The organism is Rhodococcus sp. GQ147 (assembly GCF_059759155.1).
The window spans coordinates 16746-29409 of the sequence record NZ_JCAXDU010000018.1 but is presented as its reverse complement, the minus strand read 5'-3'; the positions used below and the strand labels follow the sequence as shown (position 1 = coordinate 29409).

11 protein-coding genes are annotated in these 12664 nt (G+C 69.5%); 6 read left to right on the top strand and 5 right to left on the bottom strand.

Annotation, left to right across the window (positions count from 1 at the left end):
• Window positions 1-80 precede the first annotated feature (80 nt).
• Together AC6CID_RS19305 and AC6CID_RS19300 are read right to left on the bottom strand one after the other, a co-directional pair.
• Window positions 81-1361: an alpha/beta-hydrolase family protein gene (locus AC6CID_RS19305; protein ID WP_200358253.1), complete on the bottom strand. Its 1281-nt coding sequence runs from the start codon at window positions 1359-1361 to the stop codon at window positions 81-83.
• On the bottom strand, window positions 1358-1969 hold the full coding sequence (locus AC6CID_RS19300; protein ID WP_064061618.1) for a hypothetical protein: 612 nt from the start codon (window positions 1967-1969) through the stop codon (window positions 1358-1360). Before AC6CID_RS19300 ends, AC6CID_RS19305 begins: the two co-directional genes overlap by 4 nt.
• Window positions 1970-2136: 167 nt before the next feature.
• Here AC6CID_RS19300 and AC6CID_RS19295 point away from each other — a divergent pair, with 167 nt between their 5' ends.
• From AC6CID_RS19295 to AC6CID_RS19275, 5 genes are all read left to right on the top strand, one after another.
• Window positions 2137-3303, top strand: a complete 1167-nt coding sequence (locus AC6CID_RS19295) for a sensor histidine kinase (RefSeq protein WP_371746966.1) — start codon at window positions 2137-2139, stop codon at window positions 3301-3303.
• Between the two features lie 11 nt (window positions 3304-3314).
• Window positions 3315-3992 (top strand): response regulator, encoded by a 678-nt coding sequence (locus AC6CID_RS19290; RefSeq protein ID WP_006554544.1) that lies wholly within the window; start codon window positions 3315-3317, stop codon window positions 3990-3992.
• 103 nt (window positions 3993-4095) lie between these two features.
• A complete protein-coding gene (locus AC6CID_RS19285) occupies window positions 4096-5124 on the top strand; it encodes a 6-phosphofructokinase (RefSeq protein WP_024101390.1) in 1029 nt (342 codons plus the stop codon).
• A 42-nt stretch (window positions 5125-5166) separates the two neighbouring features.
• Window positions 5167-6675, top strand: a complete 1509-nt coding sequence (gatB, locus tag AC6CID_RS19280) for an Asp-tRNA(Asn)/Glu-tRNA(Gln) amidotransferase subunit GatB (RefSeq protein WP_006554542.1) — start codon at window positions 5167-5169, stop codon at window positions 6673-6675.
• A 25-nt stretch (window positions 6676-6700) separates the two neighbouring features.
• Entirely contained in the window at window positions 6701-7906 is a 1206-nt protein-coding gene (locus AC6CID_RS19275; protein ID WP_064061620.1) for a cation:proton antiporter, read from the top strand.
• Here AC6CID_RS19275 and AC6CID_RS19270 read toward each other — a convergent pair whose 3' ends face one another.
• Window positions 7907-9052 carry a PQQ-dependent sugar dehydrogenase gene (locus tag AC6CID_RS19270; RefSeq protein WP_059380771.1) on the bottom strand — a complete coding sequence of 382 codons (1146 nt, stop codon included), beginning with the start codon at window positions 9050-9052 and terminating at the stop codon, window positions 7907-7909.
• Window positions 9053-9129: 77 nt separating this feature from the next.
• Here AC6CID_RS19270 and AC6CID_RS19265 point away from each other — a divergent pair, with 77 nt between their 5' ends.
• Complete coding sequence (locus AC6CID_RS19265; protein WP_019288387.1) at window positions 9130-9888, top strand: DoxX family protein; 759 nt, start codon at window positions 9130-9132, stop codon at window positions 9886-9888.
• A 78-nt stretch (window positions 9889-9966) separates the two neighbouring features.
• Here AC6CID_RS19265 and ilvD read toward each other — a convergent pair whose 3' ends face one another.
• On the bottom strand, window positions 9967-11808 hold the full coding sequence (gene ilvD, locus AC6CID_RS19260; protein WP_024101385.1) for a dihydroxy-acid dehydratase: 1842 nt from the start codon (window positions 11806-11808) through the stop codon (window positions 9967-9969).
• Window positions 11809-11947: 139 nt separating this feature from the next.
• Window positions 11948-12469: a PH domain-containing protein gene (locus AC6CID_RS19255; RefSeq protein ID WP_006554537.1), complete on the bottom strand. Its 522-nt coding sequence runs from the start codon at window positions 12467-12469 to the stop codon at window positions 11948-11950.
• Window positions 12470-12664: the final 195 nt, after the last annotated feature.

Genomic DNA, 12664 nt, shown 5'->3' with positions numbered 1-12664 from the left:
TTCCCACACCACGACCCGTCGTGCCGTTCGTCGGCCGGCGGGTCGCGGTGTATCCGGACGCCGATCCGTGTGGGCGCGATCTACCCGTCGGCGGAGGTGCACCGCGCCTGATCGTCGCCGTAGCGATGACCGTGACCGGGTGCCGCCTCGAGCGAGGTGAGCAGGTCCACCGTTGTGTTCACGAACGACACCACCGGCAGCCACGGCGGGGTCGGGGCATCGGCGCGCGCATGCGACAGATCGGGCGGCGACCACAGCAGCGACGGCCGCCACCACACCACCGGGTCGGAGGTGTTCGCCCGGACACTCGCACCGGCGGTGCGGACCCCCGCGGGTGGCCCCGCGAGGAACAGTGCACACGGCTCCGGTTCGTCGTCGAAGACGGCGCTCGCGCCGGACGCTCCCAGAGACTGCCCGTAGACGTGCAGGGCGGGGCGTCGCTCGTCGGGCAGCGTGGACAGGTGCGCCCGCAAGGCGGTGACGAGCGCGCGGGCCTCCTCCTCCGCAGCACCGCGATCGAGGACGAAGGTCACCCAGCTCGGCATGTCCGAGTACTGCTGGGCGACGATGGCGACATCGTCGCCCCACCGGTCCTCGAAGCCGCGAACCGCAGCGGCATCGACCCAGCCCGAGCCGGTCGGCACGGCCACCACGAGATGCGGTCGGTCGAAGGCTCTCGCCCGGCGGAGTTCGTCCACCGCGAACTCGGCGCGCGCAGACGGATCCGGCGCGGCCGACAACGGTATGTAGATCCGGATCGTTGACCCCTCGGAGGGCAGGGACACGAACTTCTGCCCCTCTCGACCCAACCGGTTCCACAACACCGCCGATCCCACGCCACCCGACAATCCCGCCGAGAGCGCGGTGGGGGAGGCGACCGTGTCGACCGCCCCTCCGGGTGAGAAGGCCGCCGTGGTGCCGATCCCAACCGTGGCGCCGATTCCCAGCGTCGCGGCGACGGCCACCGCCACCCCGCGTCGCGACAGGAGGTGCACGAGGCGCGGAAGGGCGAGCAGCGCCGCGACGACCACGATCGCGACTGCCAGTGCCTCCAGCCACCAGCGCACATCCAGCGCCGGGACCGCCATCGCCTCCCGCAGACCGTTCTGCCACCGATGCGCACCGGCGGCCGTGACCAGCACGACGGATCCGCCGACGAGCGCGACGGGCACACGCAGTTCCGGTCTCGCCGGCCGCGGAGCCCGACCGGTCCGCCGCCTCGCGGTCACGACGAGACGGAGAACGGCCAGCGCGACCAGGACGAACACCCCTGTGACGACGCCCTGCACGACCGACTGTCGCGGCAGCAGGGGAGGGGCGAGGGAGATCACCGTCGCGAGAACCACCATGAGGATCGTCATCGCCGTACCTTTCGTGCCGTGAAGCCCAGAGCGACCGAGCCCGCAGCGACGGCCAGGGCCCACGGCGATTCCGCGACAGGTGTCCGGTGACCCTGTCGCCACGAGTTGAATTCGACTGCTGCAGAAGAAATCCCTGCGATCGGCGTGCAGGAGGGGATGCCGGGTTCGGAACGGCAGACGGTGTCGAGATGCCGTGCGAACAGACCGTCGAGGTCGCGGCGGGCACCGGTGCCCAGCTCGCCACCGGTGGTGTGGGCGTACCGCAGGAGGTCGTACCCGAGATCGTGCACCCGGCATGCCGATTCGAACGCCGCCGGCAGCGGCACCGGGGCAGAGCAGTCACCTTCGGGGTCGGCGAGCACCGTCGTCCCGTCCGCCCACTGTTCGACGATCGGCGCATACCCCATCACGGCGGTGAAATCGGCCGGCAGGGACGACAGTGCTCCCTCCGCGTCGTCGGCGACGAGCGCCGTCACCGTCGCTGCGGCCGCGGCGTCCTCCGTCGGGGGCGCGGCGGAGTGGGCGAGCGCCCCCGGCACGGCGGCATATGCTGCGGTGGCGAGGAAGGCGACCGACGCGACTCGGACCGCTGCGGATCTCACTGTCATGCCGGTGACGCTAGGAACGCGCAGCCCTGCACCGGACCCCGCGACGGAGCGATCTCGAGGAGGCCGACACCACCCGCAGAGCTATGCGGATCTCACCCCCAGGTATGAGGACAGTCGAGACCCCGGCTCCTAGCGTGGGTGAGGTGAAAGAGCTTGCGAAGTCCGGCGTGAGAACCGCGGGACGCCTGGGCCGGGGACGGTGGAGCGTCATCACCGTGGTCACCGTGACGTTGATCCTCTATGCGATCGCGTGGCCGACGCTGCCCCTGACCCACGACGTCTCCCCACCCCTGTTGCCGCTGATCTCGGGGATGGCGGTGTTCCCGTTCCTCCTCGTGCTCGTCCGGCCGGCGCTCGGGTGGGCGGTGGCCGCGGCGGCGGGACTCGTCATCCCGATAGCGTTCGACCTGGTCCCCGGCTACGACTATCCGTGGCAGGTCGTGCACATCATGGTGATGCTCGCGCTGGTGTTCGCCGTGGCGATCCGCGAGGAGATCCGGATCGTCCTCGTCGTCTGGGTCTCGACGGTTCTGCTCTTCGCGGCCTTCGTCCCCGGCAGCGACGGCTGGGGCTGGGGGATCGGGATCAGCGCCCTGATGGTGTTCGGGCTGTTGGTGCGCTGGCTGGTGATCTCCCGACGGCAACTCGCCCAGCAGGAGGAAGCCAGCGAGCTCGAACGTGCACGGCGCGCCATCCTCGAGGAGAAGGCCCACATCGCACGCGACCTCCACGACATCGTTGCCCATCACATGTCGATGATCGTCGTGCAGGCGCAGAGCGCGCCCTACCGGCTCCCGGACGTGAACGACGACGTGCGCGCCGAGTTCGACGCCCTCGGTGCGACCGCACGGGAGGCGCTGAACGAGGTCCGCACCCTGCTCGGAGTACTCCGCAGCGACGGGCAGCTCCCCGAACACGAACCGCAGCCCGACATCGACCGCATCGGTGAGCTGTTCGAGTCCTCCCGCCGAGCCGGGATGGCGCTCGAGACGGAGACGGTCGGCGTCCCCGCACCCGTCTCCGACAGTGTCGGACTCACCGTCTACCGGATCCTGCAAGAGTCCCTGGCGAACGCGGCCCGGCACGCACCCGGCGCCCGCGTGTCCGCACGACTGCAGTGGGAGCCGGCGACCGTCACGGTGGAGGTGACCAACGGGCCGGCCTCGCCCGGTCAGGTCGACACCACCGTTCGGCAGTCGGACCGCAGCGGCGGCAACGGAATCCTCGGCATGGTCGAACGTGCGTCCGTCGTGGGCGGGCAACTCGTCGCCCATCCCCGCCCCGGCGGCGGATTCGAGGTCCGAGCGGTTCTCCCGGTGCTGACCGGGGCCTAAGGTGGGTGCCGATGACCGAACCGCACCCTCCCATCACCGTGTTCATCGCCGACGACCAGGCAATGGTCCGGCAGGGCTTCGGAGCACTGCTCGGAGCCCAGCCCGACATCAGCGTCGTCGGCGATGCCCCCGACGGTCGAGCGGCTGTCTCGGAGGTCGCGCGACTGCGGCCCGACGTCGTCCTCATGGACGTGCGCATGCCCGAGATGAACGGTCTCGACGCGGCGCGGCACATCCTTGCCGACACCCGTGAGCCGCGGTCGAAGGTGCTCATGCTCACCACCTTCGACCTCGACGACTACGTCTACGAGTCGCTCGGGATGGGGGCAAGCGGGTTTCTGCTCAAGGACGCCCCCGCCGACGAACTCGTGCGGGCCGTGAGGGTGGTCGCCGATGGTCAGGCACTGCTCGCGCCGACCGTCACCCGTCGCCTCATCGCCGACGTCACCAGCCGGCGCGGGCCGGCGAGAGGGCGCGACCGTGTCCTCGATCCGCTGACCCCGCGCGAACTCGAGGTGCTGGAACTGATCGCACACGGCCTGTCGAACACCGAGATCGCAGAACGATTGTTCGTCGCCGAGCAGACCGTGAAGACCCACGTCGGCAAGGTTCTCGCAAAACTGCACCTGCGCGACCGGGCACAGGCCGTGGTGCTCGCCTACGAGTCCGGTCTCGTCACACCCGGCTGAATCGGGCTGCCGTCGCGCCGGTGAACGGGCAGGATGGCAATGCAGCAGCGGTCCGGGCGGTATCGGTCCGTGCGGTACGGAACCATGCGACGGGAGGTAGTGCGTGACGAGGATCGGAATTCTCACCAGTGGCGGGGACTGCCCCGGGCTCAACGCGGTCATCCGCGGTGCGGTGCTCAAGGGCACCGAGGTCCACGGACAGGAGTTCGTCGGATTCCTCGACGGCTGGCGCGGTCTCGTCGAGGGCGATGTGATCCCGTTGGACCGCAGCCGTGTTCGCGGTCTCGCCCAGCAGGGTGGCACGATCCTCGGCACGAGCCGGTTCGGTCCGTACCAGGGACCCGACGGTGGGGCACAGAACATCCAGAAGACCCTCGGCCGCCTCGGGATCGACGCGGTGATCGCCATCGGGGGAGAGGGCACCGCTGCCGCCTCGAAGCGACTGTTCGGTGAAGGGATCCGCATCGTCGGTGTGCCGAAGACGATCGACAACGACCTCAGCCACACCGACTACACCTTCGGTTTCGACACGGCCGTCGAGATCGCGACGGTGGCGATCGACCGTCTCCGCACCACCGGCAACTCCCACAAGCGGTGCATGGTGCTCGAGGTCATGGGCCGGCACGCCGGATGGATCGCATTGCACGCGGGTACTGCCGGTGGTGCACACGCCATCCTCATCCCCGAACACCCCGAGAGCCTCGAACAGATCTGCGAGTGGGTGACCAGCGTCCGCGACCGCGGGCGTTCGCCGATGGTTGTCGTCGCTGAGGGCTTCACACTGCCCGAGATGGAGGAGGCGTACTCCACCAAGGGGCTCGACGGATTCGACCGGCCGCGTCTCGGCGGTATCGCGGAGGTGCTCGCGCCGCTCATCGAGAAGCACACCGGCGTCGAGGCCCGCGCGACGGTGCTCGGTCACATCCAACGGGGCGGTGTCCCCACGGCATTCGACCGGGTGCTCGCCACGCGACTCGGCATGGCGGTGACCGATCTCGTCGCCGAGGAGGATTGGGGGCGCATGGTCGCGCTGCACGGCACCGACATCGCTCGGGTCGATTTCGACGAGCTCGCCGAACCGAAGTACGTGCCCGACGAGCGCTATCAGGAGATGCGGATCCTGTTCGGGTGAGGCGGCGCGTCGGCACTGTCGGCGCCGTCTAAAATCGACACCATGACTGCCTCCGTGTCCGCTGACCTGCTCGCCTACGACGACGTGCTCGCGAAGTTCGAGCCCGTGATGGGCATGGAGGTGCACGTCGAGCTGCACACCGCCACCAAGATGTTCTGCGGCTGCCCGACCACCTTCGGCGCCGAGCCCAACACGCAGGTGTGTCCGGTCTGCCTCGGTCTGCCGGGGGCGCTGCCCGTCGTCAACCAGGCCGCGGTCGAGTCCGCGATCCGCATCGGCCTCGCGCTGAACTGCTCGATCACCCCGTGGGGTCGCTTCGCGCGTAAGAACTACTTCTACCCGGATCAGCCGAAGAACTACCAGATTTCGCAGTACGACGAGCCGATCGCCACCGACGGATATCTCGATGTCGTACTCGATGACGGCACCACCTGGCGGGTCGACATCGAGCGCGCGCACATGGAGGAGGACACCGGCAAGTCGCTGCACGTCGGTGGCGCCACCGGTCGCATCCACGGTGCGAGCCACTCGCTGCTCGACTACAACCGCGCCGGTGTGCCGCTCGTCGAGATCGTCACCAAGCCGATCGTCGGTGCCGGCGAGCGCGCCCCCGAGGTCGCCCGCGCCTACGTCACCGCCCTGCGCGACCTGCTCGAGGCACTCGACGTCTCCGACGTCCGCATGGACCAGGGTTCGATGCGGTGCGACGCGAACATCTCGCTGATGCCCATCGGCGCGAAGGAGTTCGGTACCCGCACCGAGACGAAGAACGTCAACTCTCTCAAGTCCGTCGAGGTGGCCGTGCGCTACGAGATGCGGCGCCAGGCGGCCGTACTGGTCTCCGGTGGTGAGGTGATCCAGGAGACCCGGCACTTCCAGGAGGCCGACGGCACCACCTCGCCCGGTCGCCGCAAGGAGACCGCCGAGGACTACCGCTACTTCCCGGAGCCCGACCTCGAGCCGATCGCGCCCGACGCCGCCTGGGTCGAAGAGCTGCGCGCGACGCTGCCCGAGCTGCCGTGGCTGCGCCGCGCCCGCATCCAGGCCGACTGGGGTGTCTCCGACGAGGAGATGCGCGACCTCGTCAACGCCGGAGCGCTCGACCTCGTCATCGCGACCACCGAGGCCGGCGCCCCCGCCTCGGAGGCCCGCTCGTGGTGGGTCGCCTACCTGGCCCAGCAGGCCAACACCCGCGGTGTCGAACTCGCCGAACTGCCTATCACACCCGAACAGGTCGCCCGCGTCATCGCGCTGGTGGCCGACGGCAAGCTGACGAACAAGCTGGCCCGTCAGGTCGTCGACGGTGTGCTCGCCGGTGAGGGCGAGCCCGACGAGGTGGTCGCCGCTCGCGGTCTCGAGGTCGTGCGCGACGATTCGGCGCTGCAGGCCGCGGTCGACGCCGCGCTGGCCGCCAACCCCGACATCGCCGACAAGATCCGCTCCGGCAAGGTCCAGGCGGCCGGCAAGATCGTCGGCGACGTCATGAAGGCCACTCGCGGACAGGCCGATCCGGCGCGCGTGAAGGAACTCGTCATCGCTGCGTGCAGTTGATCTTGCGCGGCTAGAGTAGCGGCGCATGGACGCTGCTGTCGCCACCTCGCTGTTCTGGATCGCCGTCGCGGCGGTGCTGGCACCGCTGATCGCCGGCGCCGTCCCGCGTCGGCTGGTGCCCGAGGTCGTGCTGCTGCTGGTGGCCGGTGTCCTCATCGGCCCCTACGCGTTCGACCTCGCGGAGACGGGCAGCGAGATCGGCATCCTGCGCGAACTCGGCCTGGGGATGCTCTTCCTGCTCGCCGGATACGAGATCGACCCCGCCGAGTTGCGCGGGCGGGGTGGGCGCCGCGCGATGCTCACCTGGTGCGTGTGCATGCTGTTGGCGCTCGGTACCGTCGCCGCCCTGGGAGCGGTCGGCCAGGTGCACGCCGAGATTGCCGTGGCGATCGCCCTGACATCCACAGCGTTGGGGACGCTCCTGCCGATCCTCGCCGACCGCGGGCTCGTCGCGACCCCACTCGGACGGTCGGTGCTCAATCACGGTGCGTTCGGAGAACTGCTGCCCGTTGTGGCCATGGCAACCCTGCTCGGTGCGCGCGGCGCACTCGGCTCGCTGATCGTCCTGCTGGCGTTCGCGGTCGTGGCCGTCGCCGTCGCCGTGCTGCCGACCTGGATCCTGGGGGAGGGCTCACGGTTCACCCAGTTCGTCCGGCTCGGCTCCGACACCACCGCCCAGATCCCGGTGCGCCTGACAATGTTGCTGCTCGTCGGACTCATCGCCGTCGCCGCCGTCTTCGATCTCGACATCATTCTCGGGGCCTTCGCGGCCGGCTTCATCCTGCGCCGCACGATCCCGGCGGGCGACGAGCGGCTCGAGAAGAAGCTCGACGGCCTCGGATACGGCTTCCTCATCCCGATCTTCTTCGTCACCTCGGGCATGGCGATCGACGTCGGTGCCGTTGCGAGTGCCCCGGGCATCCTGCTGGCATTCCTCGGACTGCTCGTCCTGGTGAGGGGTGTACCGGTGTTCGTCGCATCGCGCCTCGAACGCGACGAGACCGGCAACCGCATGTTCGGAACCGCCGAACAACTGCAGATCGCCCTGTACTCCACTACGGGTCTGCCACTGATCGTCGCGGTCACCGGCGTCGCGGTGAGTGCCGATCAGATGACGAACGCGAGCGCGTCGATCCTCGTGGCGGCGGGCGCCGTCACCGTCCTCGTCCTCCCGATGCTCGCGGGGCTGCTCCACCACCCCGCTGCGGCGCAGACACCGGGGCGGGCATGATCAGTCGAATCCGCCGCCACCGGCCGGGAACTGGATGCGGATGACGCGGTCGTCGTTCGGTCCCGGTTCGGCGCCGGACTTGTTGACCGTCGAGACCCACAGCAGGCCGTCGGGCGACGAAGAGGCGCCGCGCAGCATGCCGTAGCGGTCCTCCGCCGCGAGGACGGGGGACGCCGTGACCGCGCCGGTCCCCGGATCGGTAGCGACGACCGCGACGGCCTTCGCGTCGGTGAGCGAGATCGCGATCCCGTCGGGAGCCGCCGCGCACCCGGCGACACCGGGCCGCTCGGGCCACGTCCAGGCCGGGCCGGTGCCGGTCGAGCCGTCGACCCCGACCCGTTGGAGCCGGTCCTCGAGGGGAGTGCGGTCGGTGATCCACAGGTTGCCGTTCGGATCGCGGCACACATCGCCCGCGGTGCCGATCCCCGACAGCATCACCGAGGGAGTGGGTGCTGCGCCGGGTGCCGGGAGCGGCAGGTTCAGGAGCTTGCCGGACAGGACGTTCGGATCGTTTGCGGCCGCTGCGTTTCCGGCGTCGCCAGTCAGGACGGCGAGCTCGGTGGGGGAGACGAATTCGATGGCGCCGGAATTGCCCGTCGCGCCGCGCGGGATTCCCGTCAGCACGTCCTTGGGAGTGTCGCCCGCGGCGATGCGGACCACGCGGTTGTCCGAGGCCGTGGTGATGTAGGCGTAGAGCAGTCGGTCCTCGGCGAAGGTGGGGGAGAGTGCCACGTCCAGGAGCCCACCGTCCCCGGATCCGTCGACCGGGATCGTCGCGATCTCCACCGGCTCGGTCTCCGGCGCGACCTGCAGTATCCGACCCGTCCGGCGCTCGGTGACGAGCGCGGAGTTGCCGTCGGGCATCGTCACCAGGCCGCCGGTGACGTCGAGGCAGGTCGCGATCACGGACGGGTCGGGATCGACACACGGCCCCGGAGGCTTGGGGGAGGCGCTCGGCGTGGTCGTCTCGGTGGGGTCCTGGGGCCCGACGCCCGGTCCCGGATCGAAGGTGGGTTCGGGAGTGAACGGGCTCGATGCGGAGTCGTCGAAGCGGGCGCAGGACGGGACGGCGAGGACTCCGACGGCGAGCGCCGCCGCTGCCGCACGTACGCCCCACGAACCCGTCCACCGCGTACCCCGTGTCATGCCGCAAACGTTACCGGCACGACGCGCGCACCCGCGGATGCCGGGTGTGGGGGCAGTCACGGGCCTAGGCTGGGAGCGTGGCCGACAACAAGAACGGTGGCATACCGGACGCGGGTTCGAGTTCCTACGGAAACCAGCCCGACGAGCACACACTCGAGATGCACCGACCACGCGAGTCGTATCTCGGATCGGACGACGACTTCGGGGCCGGGGGAACGCCCCTCGGCACCGACGCCTACGCCGCTCCCACCGAGCAGATGTACCGGCCGGAGCCGGTATTCGGTGCGGATGCGGGCGGCGCGGTGGCAGTCGGCGAGCAGACCCCGAAGGTGCGTCGCGGGACGCTCGACCTCGGATTGTTCGTCCTGCGCGCGGCGGTCGGGGCGATCCTCGTCGCACACGGACTGCAGAAGCTGGTGGGTCTGTGGAACGGCCCGGGTCTCGACGGTTTCGAGTCGTTGCTGCGCGACGCGGGGTACCAGCAGCCCGCCGTGCTCGCGATCGTCGGCGCGGTCGGTGAGATCGCGGCCGGAGGACTGCTCGTCCTGGGTCTGCTCACTCCGTTCGCCGCTGCTGCGATCGTGGCCATCATGGTCAACGCGGTGCTGTTCAAACACGAACTCGAGCCGGGCGTCCAGTTCTTCGCCGCCGAATCGTCGGGCTTCGAGTTCGAGGCCCTTCTCGTCGCCTGCGCGGTGACGATCACCCTCACCGGACCGGGACGCATCGCGATCGACGGACGACGCGGCTGGGCGACGCGTCCGTTCCTGGGCTCGTTCGTCGTGCTGCTGATGGGTGTGGCGGCCGGCGTGTGCCTGTGGATCTTCGGACGCTGACATACGAAGGACGGACACCAGGCGAGGGCCCCGCGATCGGGATGATCGCGGGGCCCTCGTTCCTGCTGTCGTGAAGTGTTACGGCACGCGCCGGACGGCACCCTTGTCGGCGGAGGTCGCCAGAGCGGCGTAGGCGCGCAGTGCCTTCGAGACCGTGCGCTCACGGTCGACGGGCTGCCACGGACGCTCGGAGGCCTCCATCTTCGCGCGACGATCCGCGAGCACCTCGTCCTCGACGAGCACCTCGAGGGTGCGGGTCGCGACGTCGATGCGGATCCGGTCGCCCTGCTCGATCAGGCCGATCACACCACCGGACGCGGCCTCGGGGGAGACGTGCCCGATGGACAGACCGGAGGTGCCGCCCGAGAAGCGACCGTCGGTGATCAGGGCACACACCTTGCCCAGACCGATGCCCTTGAGGAAGGAGGTCGGGTGCAGCATCTCCTGCATGCCGGGGCCGCCGGCCGGGCCCTCGTAGCGGACGACGACGACGTCGCCGGCCTTGATCTTCTTGCCGAGGATGACCGAGACGGCCTCCTCCTGCGACTCGACGACGTAGGCGGGGCCCTCGAAGTGGAACAGATCCTCGTCGATACCGGCGGTCTTGAGGATCGCGCCGTCCGGTGCGAGATTGCCGCGCAGCACGCACAAGCCGCCCTCGACGGTGTAGGCGTGCTCGATGTCGCGGATGCAACCGTTCGCGGCATCGGTGTCGAGCGACGACCAGCGGTTGTCCGTCGAGAACGGTTCGGTGGTGCGCACACCGCCCGGTGCGGCGTGGAACAGTTCGAGGGCCGTCTCGGACGCCTTGCCGGAACGGATGTCCCAGGTGTCGAGCCACTCGTCGAAGCTCTTCGTGTGGACCGTGGAGACGTCGGTCTCGAGCAGACCACCGCGGCGCAGCTCGCCGAGGATGGCGGGGATTCCGCCGGCGCGGTGCACGTCCTCCATGTGGTAGTCGGAGTTCGGGGAGACCTTCGCCAGGCAGGGCACCCGGCGGCTGATCTCATCGATGGTGGTGAGATCGAAGTCGACCTCACCCTCCTGCGCGGCGGCGAGGGTGTGCAGCACGGTGTTGGTGGAACCACCCATGGCGACGTCGAGCGCCATTGCGTTGCGGAAGGCGGCCGGGGTGGCGATGTTGCGCGGAAGCACCGACTCGTCGTCGTCGCGGTAGTAGCGCAGGGCGGCCTCGACGATCGTCCGGCCGGCGGTCTCGAACAGTGCGCGTCGCGCCTCGTGGGTGGCGAGGGTCGAACCGTTGCCGGGCAGCGCGAGACCGAGAGCCTCGGTGAGGCAGTTCATCGAGTTGGCGGTGAACATGCCCGAGCACGAACCGCAGGTCGGGCACGCGCTGCGCTCGACCTCGTCGAGTCCCGCGTCGTCGACGGCCTCGCTGGCGGAGGCCGAGATGGCGGTGATGAGGTCGGTGGGGGCCTGCGCGACACCGTTGACGACGACCGCCTTGCCGGCCTCCATCGGACCACCGGAGACGAAGACCGTCGGGATGTTCAGGCGCATCGCGGCATTGAGCATGCCCGGGGTGATCTTGTCGCAGTTCGAGATGCACACCAGTGCATCGGCGGTGTGCGCGTTGACCATGTATTCGACGGAGTCGGCGATGATCTCGCGGCTCGGCAGCGAGTAGAGCATGCCGCCGTGGCCCATGGCGATGCCGTCGTCGACTGCGATGGTGTGGAACTCGCGCGCCACGCCGCCCGCTTCGCGCACGGCCTTCGCGACGATCTCACCGACGTCCTTGAGGTGGACGTGACCGGGTACGAACTGCGTGTAGGAGTTCGCGATGGCGACGATCGGCTTGCCGAAGTCGGAATCGGTCAGGCCGGTGGCGCGCCACAGGGAGCGCGCTCCCGCGGCGTTTCGTCCGACGGTGGTGGTGCGTGACCTCAACGGGGGCATGGGCTGACTTCCTTGACGGTGGCTGGTGCGCAATCGGCCGGGCCGCGTCCGGGCGCCGGGCTGGGCGGATCCGGGCAACGGCACCGACGAATCTACTCGCGTGCTTCCGGATGCCTCTATTCGCATCCGGTCGCGAGGATCAGGAGGAGCGGTCCCCCTTCTTCTCGACGGTGACTGCGTCGTCGGTGGTTTCGGCATCCGGACCGGCTTCGGCGGCCGCCTTCTCGCGGTATGCCTTCTCCTCGGCGAGCTGTGCGGCCGCGTACGGATCGGTGATGCGGCCTCCGCTGGCCTCCGACAGCTGCGGCAGCCGGCCGAAGGTGACGACCGGCAGTGCGACCTCGCTGCCGTCGGTGAGCCGTGCGCGGGCCCAGCCCCGCTTCGGGAACCGGAGGCCGTCGAGTTCGTCCCACTTCAGGTTCGTCGTCTTGAAGGTCGCTCGCGCGACGATGCCCTCGGGGCCGACGACGGTGCGTACCCGCACGACCCAGGCGGCGACGAGGAACGGGATGATCAGCGTCCATGCGAAGGCCTCCGGCCACGCCAGCGCGGGGGAGGCGAGGGCGAGGAACAGCAGAGCGCACGCGAGGAAGGACAGTCGCGAGATCTGGATGACCTGCGTCGTCGAATCGGGCGTGTGGGATGATGGGGGCGGTGGCACGGGCTGCTGGGAAGATGACACCTCTACATCTTCGCACTGCAGCCGCGGCATCTCACATTCTGGGACAGTGGACCGCACCAAGTTGACTGTCTGGACACCATGCGCCTACCGTCGAGCGCGTGAATCAGAATGGGTTGCTCGTAATCGGCCGGCGCGTCGTCGCCTGAGCCGCATTTCGCAACTCGCCCACGACGC